Below are 21,710 nucleotides of genomic sequence, written 5' to 3' on the forward strand. Positions count from 1 at the left end.
TAATGTCTGATTTTTCAATTTTTGGACTTTTAAATACAGGAATGCTTGGTATTTATACACATAAACTTGCAATGAATGTTGTTGGGCATAATATAGCAAATGCAAACACACCAGGATATTCCAGACAGAGGCCTAATATAATAGCAACACCACCTATGCCTATGAATACATTAACAAACCCTATGGTTCCGCTACAAATTGGAACAGGTTCAAAAATCAAAGATATACAAAGAGTACGTGATGATTTTTTAGACGTTCAATATAGACAAGTGTCAAACAGATATAATTATTGGGACAATGTAGAAGGAAATTTGCATTATATAGAACAACTCTTTGGAGAACCTGGAGAAACTGGAATAAGAAATTTATTTGATAGTTTTTGGGCATCAACACAAGAACTAATTTCAGATCCAACAAACGAAGCAGCTAAAGGACAAATAGTTTCAAGAGCTACTGAATTAAAAAATACAATGGTAGATCTAGATTATAGACTATCTCAATTACAAGATGATACAAATAATGAAATTAAAACAAGAGTTAATCAAATAAATACTTATTTTAAAAGAATTGCTGATTTAAATGATAAAATAAGAGGAATACAATTAATTGGCGCAACACCAAATGATTTATTGGATGAAAGAGATAGAATACTCGATCAACTTTCTGAATTAGTTGACTTGAATGTAAATCAATTTCCAACCGGTGAAATAGCTCTTAGAATAGGAGATAGAACCTTATTAAATGGTGGAACTTATCAAGAATTAAAAGCCTATACTATTCCTGGAACTAATGGCTTTATAAATGTATATTCTAATAATGTTCCAGTTCAGTTCAAAGATGGAAAATTTGCAGCTTTATTTAAGTTAAGAGATGAAATTGTACCAAAATATAGAAAAAAATTAGATGAATTTGCAATAAATCTTGCTGATGGTGTTAATTTAATACATCAAGAAGGCTGGGATTCAACAGGAAGCATTACTGGAGCTAACTTCTTTAAAAGCATAAGCGCTTCTAAAGATACAGATGATGCAAGATTATTTAGAATTGCTGGATACAAATATTTAAAAAATGGACCAGTAAATTATATTACAAGTAAAAGAAGCTTTAATGTTAATGGATTAGATGAAATAAAATTATTAAATCCAACAAAATTGGTATCTATAGATTCAAGTTCATTGCCAAAAATTTCTTTATTAAATGGAAATACTAACTTTTCATCATTAAATACAGCTATAACTAATTCAACAAATACAGATGGAATAACTATAGATAGTAATTTAAAATTTGCTTATAATTCAAAAACAGATAATTTAACTCTTGAAAATAATGGCGAAAAAAAATTAAGTAATCGTTTATTAATAGATGTTAATGGAACTTTATTTTCTGATTATGGTTTTAAAACAAAACAAATAACTGCCATGAGATTCAATAAAGATGACTTTGTAAGTGGATCTTTTTCTTTTGATATAACTGATTCCACAACAAAGCAAAAGAAAACAACAACTATAGACTTTTCATCAGATTTAAATTCAGATGGAACAATAGATTATAAAGATATGATTAAAGCTATAAATTCTGATACAGATGGTTATTTAAAAGCTTTTGCTGATGAAGGAAATGGCAATGTATACATTACAGGTACTGAAAAAATAGAAAATTTTGATATAGATAACGTTGTAATAAATGATTCAGAAGGAATATTTAGTAAAATGAAAACAGATAAAGTAAAGTTAGATGCCCTCGATACATCAGAACCTACACTCAATAACATAATTAAAGATGAAACAGGTAATGATATAAGAGATAATATATCATTTGAAGTTAATGGTATAAAAATAACTTTAAATCCAGAAACGGAAACATTAAATGATATTGCTGAAAAAATAAATGCTTTAAATACAGGTGTAACAGCTTCATTTACACCAAATGGGCGATTTGTTCTACGAGGTGGAAATTCTATAGATTTCAACTTAAGAAATTCAAGTATAAAAGGACCAGATTATTTATTTGCTTCTCTCGGATTAATTGATGATGATACTAGTTCACTTACAGGTAATGATATAACCTTAATTTCGGTTGATAAAAAAATGTCTCAATTAAATGAAACTTTAAAATTAGCTAATGTTTTAAAAATAGATAATGGACTTGGATTAGTAAATAGATTAGATGTTTTAGATTCTATAAAATCAAATCCTTCAACTATTTCTATTGATCTTGGTAAAGTATCAACAACAGATTGGAAAACATCAACAAGAGAACCCGTTGGATTAAATAATCCATCAGTTTGGGAAGAAATTTCAAAGTTAAAAACGGAACCAATTTTAAACGATGGAAAAGATGGATTTTCAGGTTTTTTAGCCTCAATAGTTGCCGAAATGGGAGTTCAAGGTGAAACCGCGTCTAAAATGAAACTTAATAGTTCTTATTTAAAAGATCAAATTGATTCTGAAAGAGAAAGAGTTAAAGGTGTTTCAATAGATGAAGAAATGTCGAATTTAATAAAATATCAACAAGCTTTTAATGCCTCAACAAGAGTAATAAATGCCGTTGACGAAATGATTCAAAAAGTAGTTAATGGACTTGGATTAGTAGGGAGATGATTATAAATGAGAGTTACTGAAAACTTAATTAATAATAGAGCTTTATCTGATATACAAAATGTAATGAGAAGATATGCCGATTTAAATTCTCAATTAACCTCTGGAAAAACTGTAAGATACCCTTCAGATAATGCATCAGTTGCTTCCAGAATTTCAAACTTAGACAGTAGAATAAGAGAAATTGATCGTTACAAATCAAATATAGATTTGGCCGAAACTTATACAAATATGTATGATACTACAACAAAAGAGGTAAATTCAGTTTTTTTAAGAATTAAAGAACTTGCTGTACAAGGAGCAAATGGTACTTTGAGCGATGAAGATAGAAATTCAATAGTACAAGAATTAGGAAAATTAAATGAACATTTAATTTCTGTTGCCAATACCAAAATAGGTAATAGATACATCTTTGGAGGAGCTCAATCAGATAAACAACCCATATCCTCTGATGGTTCAGTTCAAACACTACCAAGTGCAAATATTAAACAAAAAATTTCAGTTGGTGGATACAACATTGAGTATGGTTTAACTGCATATGATACTTTTGTAACAAAAAGTGGAACTACTGCATTTCAAATTGTAGATAGATTAAAACAAGCACTTGCTGATGGAAAAAATGATGAAATACAAAATGAACTTGGAGCCATTGAAGAAATACAGTCTAAAACTTTATCTGCAACTGCTCAAATTGGAGGCACTGAAAAAATGCTAGAATTATCAAAAACTAGAATGGAAGATTTTAATCAATTTACAACAGCATATCTTTCAAAAGAATCTGATGCTGATATAACTAAAGTTTTAACTGATTTAAAAATGCAAAATATGGTACTTCAAAGTGCTTTAAAAACAACCGCTCAAATAGTACCTCCAACATTAGTCGATTTTATGAGATAACAATGAGGTGAAAAAATGAATGTTACTACAAAATTAGGTATTTCAAATATATCAGAAAAAGAAATAATTACATTTGAATATGGAATGCCTGGATTTGAAACTTTAAAAAAATTTGTTTTATTAACTCCAGAAGAAAGCAAACCAATAATGTGGTTAGCTTCTATTGAAAATAAAGAAATTGCTTTTCCTGTAATTCATCCAGAATTAATAAGATCCGATTACTCTATTACACTACCAAAAGATATAGTTGACTATTTAGAACTCAAAACATCAAAAGATGCTTTAACCTTATCAATATTAACAATAAATGATACAAATACAACTATAAATTTATTAGCACCCATTATAATTTCATTAAAAAATAAATTAGGAATACAATTAATAATTGAAAATACCAATTATACAACCAAACATGATTTAAAAGAAGAGTTAAAAAGAACTAAAGTACTAAAAGGTGCTGATTAAATTGTTGATTTTATCAAGAAAAAAAGGTGAATCTATAATAATAAAAACTAATGACAAAACTATAAAAATAAAAATTTTAGAAAATAATGGTGATATAAAAATTGGATTTGAAGCTGATAAAGACATAAAAATATATAGAAATGAACTCTATGAAGAAATTGCAAAAAATAATAAACAATCAATTTCAGATTTAAATTCCTTAAATAAAATAAAAAATTTATTTGATAACAATGAAAACAGCCTTTAAAGAAGAATTTTTATCAATTTTCTCAAAAAATAATCTTCCAGAAATAGCCTTAATAGGTGGTATTAATATTGAACATATTGTTGGAAAAAACAACAATATAAAAACTATTGTTGGAGGTAGAAGTGGACGATTATCTGTATTTCTAAAAAAAACTGGACTTTATCCAGAAGTTTTTTCATTTTTAGGTCAAGATGAATTTTTAAATATGATATTAAACTACTTTGATTCTCAAAATATTCCAATAACTTGGAGTATTAATCCTTCTGGAAATAATATTGATGTTAGAATTTTAAAAGAAAGTAAGGTGTATTCTGATAAAAGAGATGAAAATTTAACAATAAGTCCAATTTTTCTAGATGAATTTTTAAATAATATTGAAAATATTTTTATAAAAGTAGAAAAATGGAATATAGATATACTAGATTATATAATATATAAAAAGAAAAATATTTTTCTCGATTTAACCTTTGATGAAGCATTAAAATTTGAAAACTTAAAAAATGTATATTGTTTTGTAAAAAATAATGAAATACCTAAATCAAATTTGAAAGTACCAAACAATATTATTATTTTTTCCAAAAATAATATTTTATTTAAAAATAAAATATACTCCTTTAAAAACAATTTATTTTTAGAAGAAGCAATTTCTTCTTATCAAGCTTCCTTTATATATGGAATAATAAAAAATTTTAATTTAAATTTTATAAATGAGCTTTCAATTAAAAGTTTCAAATCTGCTTATAAAAACTGTTTTTTTAATTTTTTTTACTAAATACTTGACATACATTAAATCAAATGTTATAATTAATTTGGAAATATGTAATAATCAGGGGGAATGGGGGATATATTTTCTGGGTGTGCGAAAGCACCCCATTTATTTTTTTAATAGCTATTTATTTTAAATTAACAAAAACATGATATAATAAACGAGTTTGGAGAGATGGCCGAGCGGCCGAAGGCGCACGCCTGGAACGCGTGTAATGGTAATCCCATTCGTGGGTTCAAATCCCACTCTCTCCGCCACAAAAAAGAATGCAATGCATTCTTTTTTTTTAAAAGCCAATTTATACATTTGTATATTATTAATTTTAAATAATAACTATGATTCATTAAATATTTAAAAACTTTGAATTTTGTCAATTTTATCTGGTATAATTAAAGTAATAAAATATAAATTACCCGCTTTAAAAAACGGGTGTGGATTTTAATGGAGGTATAAATATTGAAAAAATTTAATATAGTAAGATTAGGATGTCCAAAAAATGATGCAGATATGGATATATTTAGAGGTATTTTAGAAAAAAATAATTATTCTTATGAAGAAGATGCAAAAAAATGTGATTATATTTTTATTGATACCTGTGGATTCATAGAATCTGCAAAGGAAGAATCTATAAATACTATCTTAGGATACGCAGAATTAAAAAAAACTAATAAAAATTTAAAAATAATAGCAATAGGATGTTTGATTGAACGTTACTTTGAAAATTTTAAAAAAGAATTAAAGGAAGCCGATGGTTTATTTGGTGTTGTTCCTCCTCAGGTTATTTTTGATAAAATAAATAATGGAAATATGTTTTTTAAATTACCTGAACCTATGGATGTATATGAATGCAATGAAAGATATATACCAAATACATCATATGCTTATGTAAAAATTGGAGATGGCTGCAATAGAAATTGTGCTTTTTGTTCAATTCCTTCATTTAAGGGTGCTCCAATGAGTAGAAGTATAGAAGATATAAAAAAAGAAGTAGAATTTTTAGTAAAAAATGGAAAAAAAGAAATAATATTAGTATCTCAAGATAATACACTTTATGGAATTAACTTATACAAAAAACAAGCTTTACCTGACTTACTAAAAGAATTAAACTCTATAGAAGGTGAATTTTGGATAAGAGTAATGTATTTACATCCTGATTTTTTAACAGATGAAATTATAGAAACAATACATAATACTCCTAAAGTAGTTAAATACTTTGATGTTCCAATGCAACATGGTTCAGACAAAATATTAAATAGAATGGGAAGAATCAAAAAAACAAAAGATCTTTTTAAAATGATTGAAAAAATAAGAAAAAATCCTAATGCAGTTTTAAGAACATCTATAGTCGTAGGATTTCCTGGTGAAACTAATGAAGACTTTGAAAAATTACTAAATTTTGTAAATAAAATTGAATTTGATAAATTAGGTGGCTTTGCTTATTCCCCAGAAGAAAACACAGAAGCCTTTACTATGGATGGACAAGTAGATGAAAAAATTAAAGAAAAACGTTTAGAAGAATTAATGATGCTCCAAAAAGATATTTCAGAAGAAATTATGATAAAACATATAGGAAAAAATATGAAAGTATTAATTGAAGAAAAAACCGATAATGTTTACGTTGGAAGAACTTTTATGGATGCCCCAGAAATAGATGGTAATATAATTTTCAAATGTAATAAAACTTTAAAAATCGGAAATTTTATTAATGTAAAAATAAACAACGCTTATGAATATGATTTAGAAGGTGAAGTTTTAGATGAATAAAAATTTAAATATTCCAAATACACTTTCAACAATTAGAGCTATTTTTACAATACCAATCTTTATTTTAACTATTTATAATAATTATTTATGGGCATTAATTTTATTTATCATTGCATCTTTAACAGATTTATTCGATGGAATGATTGCTAGAAAATTAAATCAAGTTACTGATTTAGGAAAGTTTATAGATCAAATTTCAGATAAAATAATGATAAATGCTATATTTGTTGGATTAATGCAAATAAAATTAATTCCAGGATGGTTCGTAGCAATTTTAATATCAAGAGATACATTTGTGAGTGGGATAAGAATGTTCTTAGCAAGTAAAAATATTGTTGTTGCTGCAAACAAATTAGGAAAATTAAAAACTGTATTACAAATGAGTTTAATTATTTTACTTTATTTTTATGGAATAACAAAGATAAATTTGAATATTTTAAACGAAATAATGATATATTCAACAGTAACTGTAAGTATAATTTCAGGAATAATTTATTTTATAAAAAGTTTAAAACATTTCTCATAAATATTCTAGGGGGAATTCTTATGGAAGAATTAAGAACCTTTATTGCTTTAGATTCAAATATAGAATTAAAAATATTATTAAAAGATACTATTGAAAAATTAAATAAAATGGGTTTCAAAGCAAACTGGACAACAACTGAAAATATACATTTAACACTTTTGTTTCTTGGAGATTTGTCTATGCATAAAATTGCCGAAATAGCTTATAAAATAGGAGAAAGAATATCTGGATTTCCTACATTTATTTTTGATGTAAATAATTTAGGATTTTTTGAATCTGAAAATTCACCTAAAAATTTTTGGTTTGGTGTAAGTGGTCAACAAACTTTACACGGATTATATAAAGAAATACAAAAAGCCGTTTCGCTTTGTGAAATAGAAGTACAAAATGAAGAATTTGTACCTCATATAACTGTAGGAAGAATTAAAAAATATCCTGAACACTGGAAAAAACTCATAAGTTCAATTGATTTTGAAACAATAAAGGTTCCAGTAAACTCTGTATGTATATATTCATCTACATTAACAAAAAAAGGTCCAGTTTATGAAAAGCTTTACACGATTGATTTTGAAGGAGGCGTAATTATTAATGGCTAAATCCAATAATAATGTTAGCAAAGAAGATTTATTAGAAAAACTTGTAAAAGAATTAGAAAAAAGTCATGGTGCTGGTTCTGTCATGATTATGGGAAAAGGTGTAGAAGCACGTGAATTAAGTATTGTACCAACTGGTTGTTTATCATTGGATATAGCTCTTGGTGTTGGTGGATTTCCAAGAGGTAGAATTATAGAAATATATGGTAACGAATCATCCGGAAAAACCACTTTAACTCTTCAAGCACTTGCAGAAGTACAAAAAGCTGGAGGTGTAGCTGCATTTGTTGATGCTGAGCATGCCCTTGATGTAACTTATGCAAAAAATTTAGGTGTTGATATTGATAATTTGGTAATATCTCAACCTGATTATGGAGAACAAGCTTTAGAAATCGTTGATTCACTCGTGAGATCTAATATGTTAGATATTGTTGTAGTTGATTCTGTAGCTGCTTTAGTTCCTAAAACAGAAATAGAAGGTTCTATGGGAGATACTCATGTTGGACTACAAGCAAGATTAATGTCACAAGCTCTAAGAAAGTTAGCTGGTAGTGTTAATAAATCAAAAACTATAGTTATATTCATAAACCAATTAAGAATGAAAATTGGTGTAATGTATGGAAATCCAGAAACAACAACTGGTGGAATTGCATTAAAATTTTATTCAAGCATAAGAATTGAAGTTAGAAGAGGAACACAAATAAAAGAAGGCAAAGATGCTTTAGGCAATGAAACAACTTTAAAAGTAGTTAAAAACAAAGTTGCACCTCCATTTAAAGATGCAAAAGTAGATATGATTTATGGAAGAGGAATTGCAAAAGAAAACGATATTTTTAACCTTGCTGTTGAAAATGGATTAATTCAAAGAAAAGGTGCTTGGTTTTCTTATATTAATTCAACTGGCGAAGAAGTTAGTTTGGGTCAAGGAAAATTAAATGCAATTGGATATTTAACTGAAAATCCTGAAATTATGGATTTTATGGAATATAAAATTAGAGAAAATAATAATGTTAAAATACCTGATGAATTAAGAAAAAAATTTGAAGTAAAAAAAGCAAAAAAAGAAAATAAATCTAAAGATGAAAAGAAAAATGAAGAAAAAGAAGCCTAAAAAAATTTTTGATCCAAGTGATATAAAAGCAGCTGAAAAATCAGCTGAATATTTAATTAGATATAGAATGAGATCAGAAAAAGAATTGTTATGGAAATTAAAAGAAAAAGGATTTTCTGATGAAATAATTTTAGAATTAATTGAAAAATTAAAAAAATATAAATTAATTAATGATAAAATTTTTGCTTACCATTTTGCATATGACAAATTAACTTTATCAAAAAAAGGTCCTTTAATAATACAAATGGAATTAAGAAAACTTGGAGTTGATGAATATTTAATTCAAGATACTCTAATTCAATTAAAAAACGAAATAAATATATATGAAATTGCTTTTGAATTAGGTAAAAAATACTATGAAAAAAATAATGACCTAATTAAAACTAAGAACTTTTTATATAAAAAAGGATTTGAACAATCAACAATAAATTATGTAATAGCTGACATTCAATAAAGGAGGATTTTAATAAAATGATTACCATTTTCATTGCACTTTTAGTAGGTATAATATCCATTTTTTTTGGGATTTATATTGGAAATAAAAAATTTATTGGTTCTTTAAAATTAAAAAAAGAAGAAATTGAAAAATTTTTAAACCAATCAAAAAAAGATGCAGAAGAACTTAAAATTAAAGCAAAAGAAGAAGCTAAGGCATTAAGAAAAAAAGAACTCGTAGAAGCACGTGAAGAAATACATAAAATGAAAGATGAAGCAGAACGTGAATTAAAAAAACAAAAAAATGATTTTAAAGTACTCGAAGAAAGATTAATTAGACGTGAAGAAAATTTAGATAGAAAAGAACAAAATATAGAAACTTTAAAAGAAAAATTAGAAACTGAAAAAGAATCTATTAAAGAAAAGTTATTAGAAGCAGAAAATAAATTACATGAAATTGCTGCTTTAACAGAGGAAGAAGCTAAACAAATAATATTAAACGAAGTAACAGAAAAATATGAAAAAACTTTAGCACAAAAGTATAAAGAAATGAAAGAAGAATATGAAGATGATGCTAAAAAATATGCAAAATGGGTAATTACAACTTCAATTCAAAGATATGCATCTGATGTTACTTCTGAAATAACAACGTCAACAGTTACATTACCAACAGATGATATGAAAGGTAGAATAATAGGAAGAGAAGGAAGAAATATTAGAACATTTGAAAAACTAACTGGAACAGATTTAATAATAGATGATACTCCAGAAATTGTTGTTTTATCTTGTTTCAATCCATTGAGACGTGAAATAGCAAAAAGAACTCTTGAAGCTCTAGTTGCAGATGGAAGAATACATCCAGCAAGAATAGAAGAAATATACGATAAATCAAAAAAAGAAGTTGAAGAATTTATAAAAGAAGCTGGTAAAGAAGCAATAATGAGAGTAGGAATAAAATCACCTCATCCTGAACTAATTAAGTTGCTTGGAAGACTTAAATTTAGAACAAGTTATGGTCAAGATGTGCTTGAACATTCTATAGAAGTTGCTCAATTTGCTGGATTAATGGCAAATGAACTTGGCTTAAATGTTGAACTTGCAAAAAGAGCTGCTCTTTTCCATGATTTAGGTAAAGCAATTGATCATGAGGTTGAAGGATCACATGCAATTGTAGGAGGACAAATAGCTAAAAGATACAATGAAAAACCAGCTGTTGTAAATGGAATTCAATATCATCACAATGAAGTTGATCCAATGACTCCAGAAGCAATATTAGTTGGTGCAGCAGATGCTTTATCAGCCGCTAGACCTGGTGCAAGACGTGAAGCACTTGAAAATTATGTAAGACGTATAGAACAACTCGAAGAAATTGCTAAATCATTTAGATATGTAGATAAAGCTTATGCAATTCAAGCTGGTAGAGAAGTTAGAATAATAATTCAACCTGATAAAATAGACGATGCTCTTGCAGAAAAATTATCTCACGATGTATCACATCAAATAGAAGAAAAAATGCAATATCCTGGTGTAATAAAAGTAACTGTAATAAGAGAAAAAAGAAGTGTATCTTACGCTTCATAAAAAAATACCCTTTTTAAAAGGGTATTTTTTTATTCTCTTTCTTTATTTAGATTTAAAAATTCAGTAACTACTTTAATTTCTTCCTTTATTATTTCTGGATAAACGTAACCTTTAAATCCCAATCCTATTAAAAACGTTTTTAAAACATCTGCTACTGTAAATGAAGCATCAACATCAAAGCCTTTGGCTCTCAATACATCTTTTATTAAAATATTAAATTTATCATCTATTTCCTTTATCATCTTTAATGTTATTTTTGATCTATATGGATATGTTATTATCTGAGAAAAAGCTGCCATATTATCTGATGGAGTAAATAGTTTTACTATTTTCTTTTCAAAATCTCCTGGTGCTTCTAATATGTCTGTTATCCAAGTATCTAATATAAATCTTGCAGTTTCTACCATTGCACCATCTTTTGAACCAAAATAATAATGCAAAGATGCTATGGTTAAATCTGCTTCATTAGCTATTTTTCTTGTTGTTGTAGCACTAATACTATTTTCATTTATTATACTTATTATTGAATTCATTAGTTCTTTTTTTCTCTTTAATCTTAGTTCAGGATTTGGTCTTCTTGCCATATTATTCACTCCTTTTCCTAAATTTTATAATTATTAATAATATTATAACCCTATTATTTTAATAAGAGATGTTTGATATATTAATTAAAAGTTAACGTTATAAGATTAAAAAATATCATTAAAGTTTATTTTTTAAATATGTTTCATTAAATATTTAAAAAGAGGTAGATAATCTACCTCTTTTTAAATATAATATAAATTATTTTATAGCATTAGTAACTGTTGTATATGTTTCTGTTCCTGTTTTAATAAAGTTCATAAAAGTTGTTACTGTATTCATTACATCAAAAACACCTGTAAGAGCATTCTTAGGAACAAATATTATATCTCCTGGATTTAACACTGGATTCATTGGAGATTTTATTGGATTTGAATTCATTATTCCACTTATATCAAGGGTTATAGGTGGATTTCCTGGACCATTTTTAAATAAAAATATCTTTGAAGGTTCCCCTGTTTGTTTTATTCCACCAACTCTAAATATATAATCTAACAAAGTTAATCCTTTTACATACTCTACAACACCTTGTTTATTTATTTCTCCAAAAGCATATATTAATTTTGGTTTTGACTGAGAAACAAATATTATGGATCCGGGTTCAACTTCATAATCTTTAATTTTTTCTATATCTTGAGTATTAACTACATCTTTTTTATCTTCTGAATAAACTATAACTTCATCCTGTACTTGCCAATTAAAATTAGTAGAAGATAATACATCAGTTAATTTAATAGGTATATCTGTTTTTAAAGATTTTGGAGAAACATTTCCAAGAATAGTTATATAAGAATACTGTGTTTCTGGTTGTACAATTACATACGAACCCATTGGTACTTCTTCTAATGTATTATTCCAAATATTTTTTTCAGTGTAGGATTTTATTAATTTATTATTATTATATATCTTTAAAATCCCTCTATTCACAGGTTCAAATCCATTTACAGAAGAAATTATATCCATTAATGTTACTTTATTTTTATTTATAATTTTTGTTACTCCTTCTTTGTATACTATTACATTATTTTCTTTTATCTTTGAAATATCAAGTATTACTTTACCTTTTAATTCTATATTCTTTTCTTTTTCTATTTCATTTCCCTTTATATTTCCAACATTTCCATCAACTGAATATTTTATATTGTAAGCTTCATTCAATTGATATTTTATTAATAAATCAAACAACGTATCTCCTGTATTATAAGCTCTTGAATCGGATAAATCGCCTATAATGTATGCTACTTTTTCTTCACTTTCAGCTATTATTGTTGACTGTGGTTCAAACACAATATCTTTATAAGTTTCTATTTTGTTCACATTTATATTGTATACTTTCATATTGCCATTTAAAAGGACATCTAATTTTCCAGAAAAATCATTTTTAAATCCATGAGCTAATGATAAAATTTTTGTTAATGTAAGTTTTTCTGGTGGATCAATAGCAATTCTTCCTGATATGCCAAAACTTCCTGAAAGGTACACATAATTCTTTAAATACTCTATTTTAACAAAATCTTCTGTATTTAATTTAGAATTCATATCAAATTCTTTAGAATTTACTGTTATTTTATTTATTACGCTTGGATTTATATTCAATTTTGATAAAATATTTTTTATTGTCATATCTTCGTTTTTTTCAAAATTAACTTTTACATATTTTTTTTCTGTATCTACATAAACATATTTTTGTAATTTTGTTAAAATTATAGTATCATTTCTTTTTAACAAAACATCTTCATTTTTTATTACTTCATCTATTGAAAAGATTTCTGTTTTTCCATCTCTTAATAAAGTAATTTTATCGTCTATGTTAGAAATAGGAACATTTTGCTTTGAAATAATATATTTTAATGTGATTCCATTGAAATATGTGAATGATGTTGTTCCAAACTCAGAAAAAACATTTATTTTGTTTTGATTTTCATAAGGTATAACAACTCTACTATTTTCTGTTATTATAGGATCTTCTCCAGTTCCACCATTGTATATCCAAGAAATATCATAAGTTTTTGTTACATTATTTGGATAAGTTACTACTGCATTAAATGATGATAAATAATCTTTTAATCCTCCAGATAGTGCTATTAATTCTGAAAGTTTTATTGAACTTTTTTGTATATTTATAACTCCATTTCTTGATACATTTCCAAAAATATTTACAATAAAAGGAGCATATTGAGTAATTCCAATAGTTATATTTGGTGTTTTTACATAGTTTTGTAATTTTTTTGATATTATATTTTCAACCTCTGAAACTTCCATACCAGATACTTTTATTCTTCCAATAGGTGGAACTGTAATAATACCCTCTGGACCTATTGTTAAAGAATCCATCGTATACTGTGGATATCCAAAAACAAACATTCCAATAGTATCTCCTACTCTAAGTGTGTATGAAAATAAAACTATTGGTAAAACAAATAAAACTATTAATAAACTTATTTTTTTCATACAAATCCTCCTTATATCATTTTTTGTATTAATTCTGTTTCTTGTGAGGTATATCCCAAAATTTCTAATTCATTCAATATTTTTTTTACATCTTCATTTTTATTAATTCTCAGTGCAGCTTTTGCCTTTAATATCATTGCATCTATTTTAAAGTTTTTTTCTGGTAAAGAACTATTTACAACCTTTTCATAACGTTCTAATTCAAAAAGTATTTTTATTAAATAATACTTTGTTTCATCTAAATTTATCCCTATTTTTATTGCATGTTCAAACAATGAGATTGCTCTTTCACTTTCACCTTTTAGCATTAAGCATACACCCGCATTATGATAAAACATTGGTTCTTTTGAGTTTATCGATATTGCTTTTAAATACATTAAAAGTGCTTCATCGTATGATTTTTTTGATAGTAAATCATTCCCTATTTTATTATAATAATATGCATCATTCACCAAGGCCAACACCTTCTGTAAAGTAATAAAGAGTATCACTAAGTATTTGTTTATTCATATTTATTGTAACTTTAGTTTGTTTTATTCCCTGAACTATTGGTGGAGTTAAACTATAATCAATCATATCAACTGGATTATATGCAAAATTTAAATATTTGTTTAAATAATTTTCTTCTTCAGGAGATATTATTATTCCTCCAGTAGTATAAATAATATTATTTAAAACATCTGTTAAATCATTTAAGTCTCTTAAATAAAAAATAGAACTTCCAGATAGTAGTAATGGAATTATTTTTTCAGCTTTTGGTTTTTCTTTAATATTCCCCTTTGTTATTATAAAAGAATCTGTTTTTATTTGTGAAATTCCAGTTTTAAAAAATTCTTCTATTGAATTATATGTATATACATTAGTTTTAATAAAATTTCTTGTATAATTGAAATTAACTCTTCCCCCAGTGTCATTAACATAAAAATTTTTTAATAAATACTCTATATTATTTCCATTAAGATCTGATACATTTATCTTACCACTAACTTTCAATTTTTCTTTATCAAAAAATAATCCATATATATTTATATTGTATATAGATTTACTTTTAGAAACAACTCTTTTAATATACACATTACTATTTTTAGAATCTATTAAAGTTAAAATTCCATACTTTAGTTTGATTTTTCCATAAAAATTTTTTATTTTTGTTGGAGTTACTTTTTTATTTTCTAAATTAAAAATGAAAATTCCTTTCTTATAAGAATCAATTAATAATGGTCCCCATGGAAGAACTGTAATAGAGTTATAAAAATCATTTTTATCTAATTGAACTTTATCTATAACTCTTTTTGTTAAAGTATCATAAACATATATTTGTTTTGAAATTGATTCTAAAAGATAGATTTTATTTTGATAATAAACTCCAGATGTAAAGATTACATTATAATCAAATTTTTTTTGCTGTAAAATTTCACCATCGTATCCAAATATTGTTAAGTATCCTTTGTATGAATCAAAAGCACATATTCTTCCAGCATTATCAACATCAAATACAGCATAACTACCATCATTAGTCAATTTAAATAATTTAGATTCTGTATTTGTAGAAGTAGTACTTTCAGCAGTATCTTTAAAATTTATATTAAAAAAATTATTTTTTGCATAAGAATTAAAATAATAAATTCCTTTGTTTGTTCCAAGATATATTCTATTTAATTTATTATCACTAGTCATTCCATAATACGTCATTTTTGGTAATTTTATCCATTGTTCTTCATCATTTTTCTTAAAAATTCTATTATTTGTAGAATCTAATATATATATTTCAGAATTTAAAACTTCTGCATCTACTGGTGAATAAAACCTTTCATAACTTTTATAATTACCATTTATTTTTTCAATATCTAAAAAAATAGGTGTAGAATAATCCGTTAATGAAAATTTTTCAATATTTCTAATAAAATTTTTTAATGTATTAACATTTTCATTCTGCGCAGAAAAAAGCAGGATATTATCTAAATCCTGCTTGGCTTTATCTATTCTTCCAAGTTGTAAATCAAGTTTTGCAGCATAATACCAAAATTTTGGTATATCTTCAATATAAACTTCTCCAGAAATTGCATCAGCAAGCTTTATTCTTGCTTCATATTTTTTATTATCAAACAAGAGTTTTAAACTTTCTGAAAATTTTATTCTTGAATCAAACTCTCTTTTAGTTAATTCACTTGTAAAAACATTTATAAACAATAAAAGTAGAATAGAAATTAAAAAAAACTTTTTCATTTTTTAATTCCTTTCTTAAAAATTTTAAATATATCTGTTTTATTTTCATTTCCATTTAATAATCTAATTATATTATCTTTGTGTTTATATGTACCAATTATAGCCAATATAACCATTAAAATACCAAGTTTAAAATCATAAAAAAAACTAAATATTGATGAAAGTATTAAAGCTGATATTGAAGCAACAGATACATATTTTGTTACTAAAGTTATTGGTATCCATATCATAACAAAAATCAATCCTGATATTCCACTAAGTCCAAACATAACTCCAGCAGTTGAAGCTACTCCTTTTCCACCTTTAAATTTAAGCCAGATAGGATAATCATGTCCTATTATAGCAAAAAAGGCTGTTAAGTATGGTATCCAAGATATATTACCATAGAATATTTTTGCAACAAAAACTGGAATAAAAGCTTTAAAAATATCAAGCATTATTGATATAAAACCAGGTAAAAATCCAAGAGTTCTTAAAACATTAGTTCCTCCAACATTCCCACTTCCAACCTTTCTTATGTCTTTTCCAAATAAAGTTGGTATAATATAGCTAAAAGGTATAGAACCGGCAACATAACCCAGTATACAAAACAAAATTACCGAAGTCAACCTTTTCACACCTCCATAAAAACTATTTTTTTCTTTCTGCAAACTTTATAAACAATGGTGTTCCAACAAAAGGATCTATGTATTTTCTTATCATGTTTCTTAAACTCTGTGCATAAGTTTTAGGAATATTTTCTGGTTGATTTGAATAGAAAGTAAATACAGGTGGCTTTACATCTACTTGTGTTGCATAATAAAATTTAATTCTTTTTCCCTTTTTTACTGGTGGTGGAGAAACCATCAAATATCTTTCTAAAGCTGCATTTAAAGCACTCGTTGGTATTCTTCTATTTCTTGACTTATTTACTATATCTATTGAGTCAATAAGTTCTTCTATACCCCACCCTCTCTCTGCTGATGTATATATTGCAGGACTATACTTTATATAATAAAATTCTTTTTCAAAATATTCTTCATATTCTTTTTTCTTAATAGATTGATTTTTAACAAGATCCCATTTATTAAAAGCAACTATTGTTGCTTTTCCTTTGTTTTCTGCAAGACCTGCAACTTTTTGATCTTGATGAGTTATTCCTTCGGTTGAATCAACTACAATAATAACAACATCAGCTCTTTCAATAGCTTTTATTGTTCTAACTATTGAATACATTTCAACAGTTCCATATTCAACAGTTGATTTTTTTCTCATACCAGCTGTATCTATAAACTTATATTTTTTACCATCGAACTCTACTATTTCATCAACAATATCTCTTGTTGTTCCTGGTATATCAGAAACAATAGCTTTTTTTAATCCTGTGATTTTATTAAACAATGATGATTTTCCAGCATTTGGTTTTCCTATTATTGCAACTTTTACTATTTCATCATCATTTTCTTCCCTTAAAGTTGTGTCAATTCCTTGTTGTTCCAATCTTTCTAAGATTGTATCTATCAATTCATCAATATTTTTATTGTGTTCTGCTGATACTGGAATAGGTTCCCCAAATCCTATTTCATAAAGTTCTGGAAGAATATTTCTTTCATACTTTTCATAAGATTCTATTTTATTTGCAACAAATACTATTTCTACTCCAGCTTTTCTTAAAAACTCTACTACATGTATATCTTCAGAAGTTATTCCTTCTCTTCCATCAATTACAAATAAAACTAAAGAAGCTTCCTTTACACTACTTAAGACTACTTGTTTTTGTTGTCTTTCTATAATACCCTCAGGATTTTCAAATATTCCACAAGTATCAACTAAGGTGAAGGCACGCTCACCCCAGCGTGCCTCACCGTAAACATGATCTCTGGTAACTCCAGGGAAATCTAATACTATTGATTTTTTTTCTCTTATTATTCTGTTAAATAAAGTTGATTTTCCGACGTTTGGTTTTCCTATTATTAAAACTATTGGTTCTGCCATTTTCTCACCTCTTAGGCATTAAGCATCTTCATTTACTTTTTTTATTGCCTCATCTAATTCTTTTCTTTCTTCATCTTTTATAACATCTAATACACTTATTACCATATTACCTTTTTTTTCTTCATTTTCAAATTCTATATCTAATACTTTAGCTTTTAATGAATCTCCTATTTTTAAAACATTTTTTATATCTTCTATTTTTTCATAAGATACTTTTTTTACTGGTAAAAAGGCTTCAACATTATAATCTTCAACAATAACAACGGCTCCAGTTCCTGCATATCTAATCACTTTTCCATTTATATAGTCTCCAACCTTTAATTCATTAACAACTTTTTTCCAAGGGTTTTCAATTGCTTGTTTTATAGAAAGTTTCATTTTTTGATTTTCCTTATCAATATCTAAAACTTTAACTTTTACATTATCACCATCATTTAAAGCTTCTTCTACATTGTCAACAAAGTTCCATGAAAGTTCAGAAACATGTACAAATCCAGTTATTCCTTCTTCAAGCTTTATTATAGCTCCATTTGGTAAAACTTTTTCAACTTTTCCACCAACTACATTTCCAATATTATATTTATTTTCAATTTCTTCCCAAGGATTTCCTAAAACCTGTTTATAACTCAAAGATAATCTATTTTTTTCTCTATTTATTCCAAGAACCTTAACTTCAACTTTGTCTCCAATTGAAACAACATCTTTAATTTTTCCTCTTCTTGCCCAAAAAACTTCTGATTCATGTACTAATCCTTCTACACCTGATTCTACTTTTACTGTGAAACCAAATGGGAAAATATTTGTTACTATTCCAGTAACAACACTGTCTATTGGATATTTTTCTTCTATATTCGTCCAAGGGTTATCTTTTAATTGCTTTAAAGATATTGATATTTTTTTCTTATCTTGATCTAATCTAATTATTACTCCTTTTACCTTTGAACCAATTTTTAATACTTCATTTATATTTACATTCTTATCCCAACTAATTTCACTTACTGGTATTAAAGCATTAACATAATCATTTAACTTAACAAAAGCACCAAAATTTTTAATGCTATCTACAGTTCCTTCTACTATCATATTTTCTTTATAATTTTCATAAATTTCTCTTTGTTGTTCTTCAATTATATCTTTTCTTGAAACTACTATTCTTCTTCCCCTAACTGATATTACTTTCATATCCATTTCATTTTCAGGCATTTTATCTGTTGGTTTTAACATAGATAAAGAACCAGGTAAAAATGCTCTAACTGCATTACCTATTAATACTTGATATCCTTTTTCTAACCTTTTTTCAAATTTTGTTTTTAAAACTGCTCCTTCTTTTATTTCTTCTCTTAGTTTTTCTCCTAATGCTCTTCTTTCAGAAGCAGAATTTATACCTGTTTCATCATTAGTTTTAGTAACAACTACTGATATAGGATCTCCAATTTTATATTCAGAAATATTTTTTACTAATTCGTCACTCTTTACAAGTGCATCTCCAGTTGCTTCAAGACTAACCCATATACCATCACTGGCTATTCTAACAACTTCTCCTTTAAATAGTTTCCCCCTCTTGATTTCATTCATTTCATTTTCATTCAATAATTCTTCAAATGACATTTCTTCCATTGTGAAACCTCCCTGTTATATTAAGAAATATTGCCTTTTAAGAAATCAACTACATCTTTTATAGACCATTGTGGTGTAGATGATCCCGTAAGGATTGCTACTTTTTCATTATTTTTTATGTTTTCACTTAATTCTTTATAATTTTCTACATAATGTGTGTTTTTACAATGCTCTAAAGAAATATTGTATAATTTTCTAGTATTAGAACTATTTTTTCCACCTATAACTATAACACATTCTGCCCATTTTGACAATTTTTTTGCTTCTTCTTCTCTAAAAGAAGTTTCTTTACATATCGTATTCTTAATTATTATATCAGAAAAATTATTAATCTCCATCATTTTCATATAAAATTTTTTGAATGAATCATTATCTACAGTTGTTTGAGATATAATACAAATCTTATTTGTATTTAACTTATAAGGTTCAAGTGTAATATTAATTTTTTTTTCGTCAACATTTCCCTTTAAACAAATCATTTCAGGATGATTTGTTTTTCCATAAACAACTATATAGTACCCTTTTAATTGTACATCATTTGTGTAATCAACTAAATTTTGTACTATTGGACATGTCATATCAACTACTTTTTTAAATTTTTTCAATTGTTCTCTTTCTTTTTTTGGAATTCCATGTGCTCTTATGACAACTGTACTATTTTCATATTTTTGTGGAAACTCTTTTAAATTATCAATCTTTTCAATTCCTGATTCTGATAAATTTTTAATAACTTCTTTATTGTGTACAAGTTCTCCATAAATATATACTTTTTCTTTTGATTCTTTTGCAAGAGTTTTAACTCCATTAAAAGCTCTATCGACACCATAACAAAAACCTGTTTTTTTAGCTATTTTTATTTCCATTTTTTAACTCCGATTCAACAATTGTATATATTTCACTTAAAACTTCTTCTATTTTTTTACCAGTTGTATCAATTATTTTGGCATCTTCTGCCGGTTTTAATGGTGCAATTGTTCTATTTGTATCAGCTTCATCTCTTTTTTTTATTTCAGTATAGACATCTTCAAAATTTACTTTTTCACCTTTTTCAATCAATTCTTTATATCGTCTATTTGCTCTTTCCTTAGCAGATGCAGTTAAATATATTTTAACTTCTGCCTTTGGTAAAACAACAGTTCCAATATCTCTTCCATCTATTACAGTACTTTCTTTAGAAGAAATTGATTTTAAAATATAATTTACTTTTTTTCTAACTTCAGGAATTTTTGCAACTCTTGACGCTAATTTTCCTGAATTATATGTTCTTATTTGATCATCTATTAACTTTCCATTTAAACGATACTTTCCTTCAGATAAGATAATATCAATATCGCCAAGGGAATTAACTATTCCATTGGCGTCTTCTAAATTAATATTTTCATTAAAAATATAATATCCTATTATTCTATAAAGTGCACCACTATCTAAATAATTTATATTGAATTTTTCTGCAACTTTTTTTGCTATCGTAGATTTTCCAGAACCAGCAGGTCCATCAATTGCTATATGTATCAAAACTCCCATCCTCTCAAACTATATTTCAGATTCTGTATCTATTATTCTTATTATTTTGTCTAATTTTGTCATTTCAAATATTTTTTTTACTTGTGGTTGGAGAGCATATAGTACTAATTCTTTTTTAGCTTTTTTAGACTCTTTTATTAAAGACACTATCGAACCCAAGCCCGCACTATCTATGTATGAAACTTCCGAAAGATCTAAAGCTATCACTTTTTTATCCGTATTATTAAAATGTTCTAAAACTTTTTGTTTAAAGGTTGCCGAATGGTATGCATCTATATCTCCGATAGTTTTGATAACAAATGCTTTTTCAATTTCATTAAAAGTTACTATAAAATCCATAATAAATCCCCCTTT

Annotated in this window: 21 protein-coding genes and 1 tRNA gene; 12 read left to right on the plus strand and 10 right to left on the minus strand. The window is 26.2% G+C overall.

All coding sequences use genetic code 11. The annotated features are described in order from the left end of the window. Positions 1–2 precede the first annotated feature (2 nt). From flgK to rny, 12 genes are all read left to right on the plus strand, one after another. Positions 3–2,600 (plus strand): flagellar hook-associated protein FlgK, encoded by a 2,598-nt coding sequence (gene flgK / locus IGS63_RS02965; protein ID WP_190615543.1) that lies wholly within the window; start codon positions 3–5, stop codon positions 2,598–2,600. 6 nt (positions 2,601–2,606) lie between these two features. Further along, a complete protein-coding gene (gene flgL, locus IGS63_RS02970; RefSeq protein WP_190615544.1) occupies positions 2,607–3,494 on the plus strand; it encodes a flagellar hook-associated protein FlgL in 888 nt (295 codons plus the stop codon). 15 nt (positions 3,495–3,509) lie between these two features. Continuing rightward, the gene (gene fliW, locus IGS63_RS02975) at positions 3,510–3,959 is read left to right on the plus strand and encodes a flagellar assembly protein FliW (RefSeq protein WP_190615545.1); all 450 of its coding nucleotides are present in this window, start codon (positions 3,510–3,512) and stop codon (positions 3,957–3,959) included. Between the two features lies 1 nt (position 3,960). Beyond that, complete coding sequence (locus IGS63_RS02980) at positions 3,961–4,206, plus strand: carbon storage regulator (RefSeq protein ID WP_190615546.1); 246 nt, start codon at positions 3,961–3,963, stop codon at positions 4,204–4,206. Further along, positions 4,190–4,978, plus strand: coding sequence for a hypothetical protein (locus IGS63_RS02985; RefSeq protein ID WP_190615547.1), 789 nt, complete (start codon positions 4,190–4,192; stop codon positions 4,976–4,978). The genes IGS63_RS02980 and IGS63_RS02985 overlap by 17 nt, the downstream gene beginning before the upstream one ends. A 162-nt stretch (positions 4,979–5,140) precedes the next feature. Further along, positions 5,141–5,229: transfer RNA gene (locus IGS63_RS02990), tRNA-Ser, on the plus strand. A 199-nt stretch (positions 5,230–5,428) separates the two neighbouring features. Further along, complete coding sequence (gene rimO / locus IGS63_RS02995; protein ID WP_190615548.1) at positions 5,429–6,736, plus strand: 30S ribosomal protein S12 methylthiotransferase RimO; 1,308 nt, start codon at positions 5,429–5,431, stop codon at positions 6,734–6,736. Continuing rightward, on the plus strand, positions 6,729–7,262 hold the full coding sequence (gene pgsA / locus IGS63_RS03000) for a CDP-diacylglycerol--glycerol-3-phosphate 3-phosphatidyltransferase (RefSeq protein WP_190615549.1): 534 nt from the start codon (positions 6,729–6,731) through the stop codon (positions 7,260–7,262). Before rimO ends, pgsA begins: the two co-directional genes overlap by 8 nt. 20 nt (positions 7,263–7,282) lie before the next feature. Continuing rightward, positions 7,283–7,858: an RNA 2',3'-cyclic phosphodiesterase gene (thpR, locus tag IGS63_RS03005; protein WP_190615550.1), complete on the plus strand. Its 576-nt coding sequence runs from the start codon at positions 7,283–7,285 to the stop codon at positions 7,856–7,858. Continuing rightward, a complete protein-coding gene (recA, locus tag IGS63_RS03010; RefSeq protein ID WP_190615551.1) occupies positions 7,851–8,966 on the plus strand; it encodes a recombinase RecA in 1,116 nt (371 codons plus the stop codon). The genes thpR and recA overlap by 8 nt, the downstream gene beginning before the upstream one ends. Further along, positions 8,947–9,420: a regulatory protein RecX gene (locus tag IGS63_RS03015; protein WP_190615552.1), complete on the plus strand. Its 474-nt coding sequence runs from the start codon at positions 8,947–8,949 to the stop codon at positions 9,418–9,420. Before recA ends, IGS63_RS03015 begins: the two co-directional genes overlap by 20 nt. Positions 9,421–9,437: 17 nt before the next feature. After that, entirely contained in the window at positions 9,438–10,982 is a 1,545-nt protein-coding gene (gene rny / locus IGS63_RS03020) for a ribonuclease Y (RefSeq protein ID WP_190615553.1), read from the plus strand. 29 nt (positions 10,983–11,011) lie between these two features. On the opposite strand, the gene IGS63_RS03025 is transcribed toward rny, so the two are convergent. From IGS63_RS03025 to IGS63_RS03070, 10 genes are all read right to left on the minus strand, one after another. After that, a complete protein-coding gene (locus IGS63_RS03025; protein WP_190615554.1) occupies positions 11,012–11,566 on the minus strand; it encodes a TetR/AcrR family transcriptional regulator in 555 nt (184 codons plus the stop codon). Positions 11,567–11,765: 199 nt separating this feature from the next. Further along, entirely contained in the window at positions 11,766–14,015 is a 2,250-nt protein-coding gene (locus IGS63_RS03030) for a polysaccharide biosynthesis/export family protein (protein ID WP_190615555.1), read from the minus strand. An 11-nt stretch (positions 14,016–14,026) separates the two neighbouring features. Beyond that, positions 14,027–14,470, minus strand: coding sequence for a tetratricopeptide repeat protein (locus IGS63_RS03035; RefSeq protein WP_190615556.1), 444 nt, complete (start codon positions 14,468–14,470; stop codon positions 14,027–14,029). Continuing rightward, on the minus strand, positions 14,460–16,241 hold the full coding sequence (locus IGS63_RS03040) for a hypothetical protein (RefSeq protein ID WP_190615557.1): 1,782 nt from the start codon (positions 16,239–16,241) through the stop codon (positions 14,460–14,462). The genes IGS63_RS03035 and IGS63_RS03040 overlap by 11 nt, the downstream gene beginning before the upstream one ends. Next, positions 16,238–16,849: a glycerol-3-phosphate 1-O-acyltransferase PlsY gene (plsY, locus tag IGS63_RS03045; RefSeq protein WP_198423105.1), complete on the minus strand. Its 612-nt coding sequence runs from the start codon at positions 16,847–16,849 to the stop codon at positions 16,238–16,240. Before plsY ends, IGS63_RS03040 begins: the two co-directional genes overlap by 4 nt. Before the next feature lie 22 nt (positions 16,850–16,871). Then, complete coding sequence (gene der, locus IGS63_RS03050) at positions 16,872–18,215, minus strand: ribosome biogenesis GTPase Der (protein WP_190615558.1); 1,344 nt, start codon at positions 18,213–18,215, stop codon at positions 16,872–16,874. Positions 18,216–18,233: 18 nt separating this feature from the next. Then, positions 18,234–19,832 carry a S1 RNA-binding domain-containing protein gene (locus IGS63_RS03055; RefSeq protein ID WP_190615559.1) on the minus strand — a complete coding sequence of 533 codons (1,599 nt, stop codon included), beginning with the start codon at positions 19,830–19,832 and terminating at the stop codon, positions 18,234–18,236. Positions 19,833–19,852: 20 nt separating this feature from the next. After that, the gene (gene ispH, locus IGS63_RS03060; protein ID WP_190615560.1) at positions 19,853–20,695 is read right to left on the minus strand and encodes a 4-hydroxy-3-methylbut-2-enyl diphosphate reductase; all 843 of its coding nucleotides are present in this window, start codon (positions 20,693–20,695) and stop codon (positions 19,853–19,855) included. Continuing rightward, complete coding sequence (gene cmk, locus IGS63_RS03065) at positions 20,676–21,356, minus strand: (d)CMP kinase (RefSeq protein ID WP_190615561.1); 681 nt, start codon at positions 21,354–21,356, stop codon at positions 20,676–20,678. The genes ispH and cmk overlap by 20 nt, the downstream gene beginning before the upstream one ends. 9 nt (positions 21,357–21,365) lie before the next feature. Further along, entirely contained in the window at positions 21,366–21,695 is a 330-nt protein-coding gene (locus IGS63_RS03070) for an STAS domain-containing protein (RefSeq protein WP_190615562.1), read from the minus strand. Positions 21,696–21,710: the final 15 nt, after the last annotated feature.

Origin of the sequence: Tepiditoga spiralis, assembly GCF_014701195.1 — a bacterium.
Taxonomy (GTDB): Bacteria; Thermotogota; Thermotogae; order Petrotogales; family Petrotogaceae; genus Tepiditoga; species Tepiditoga spiralis.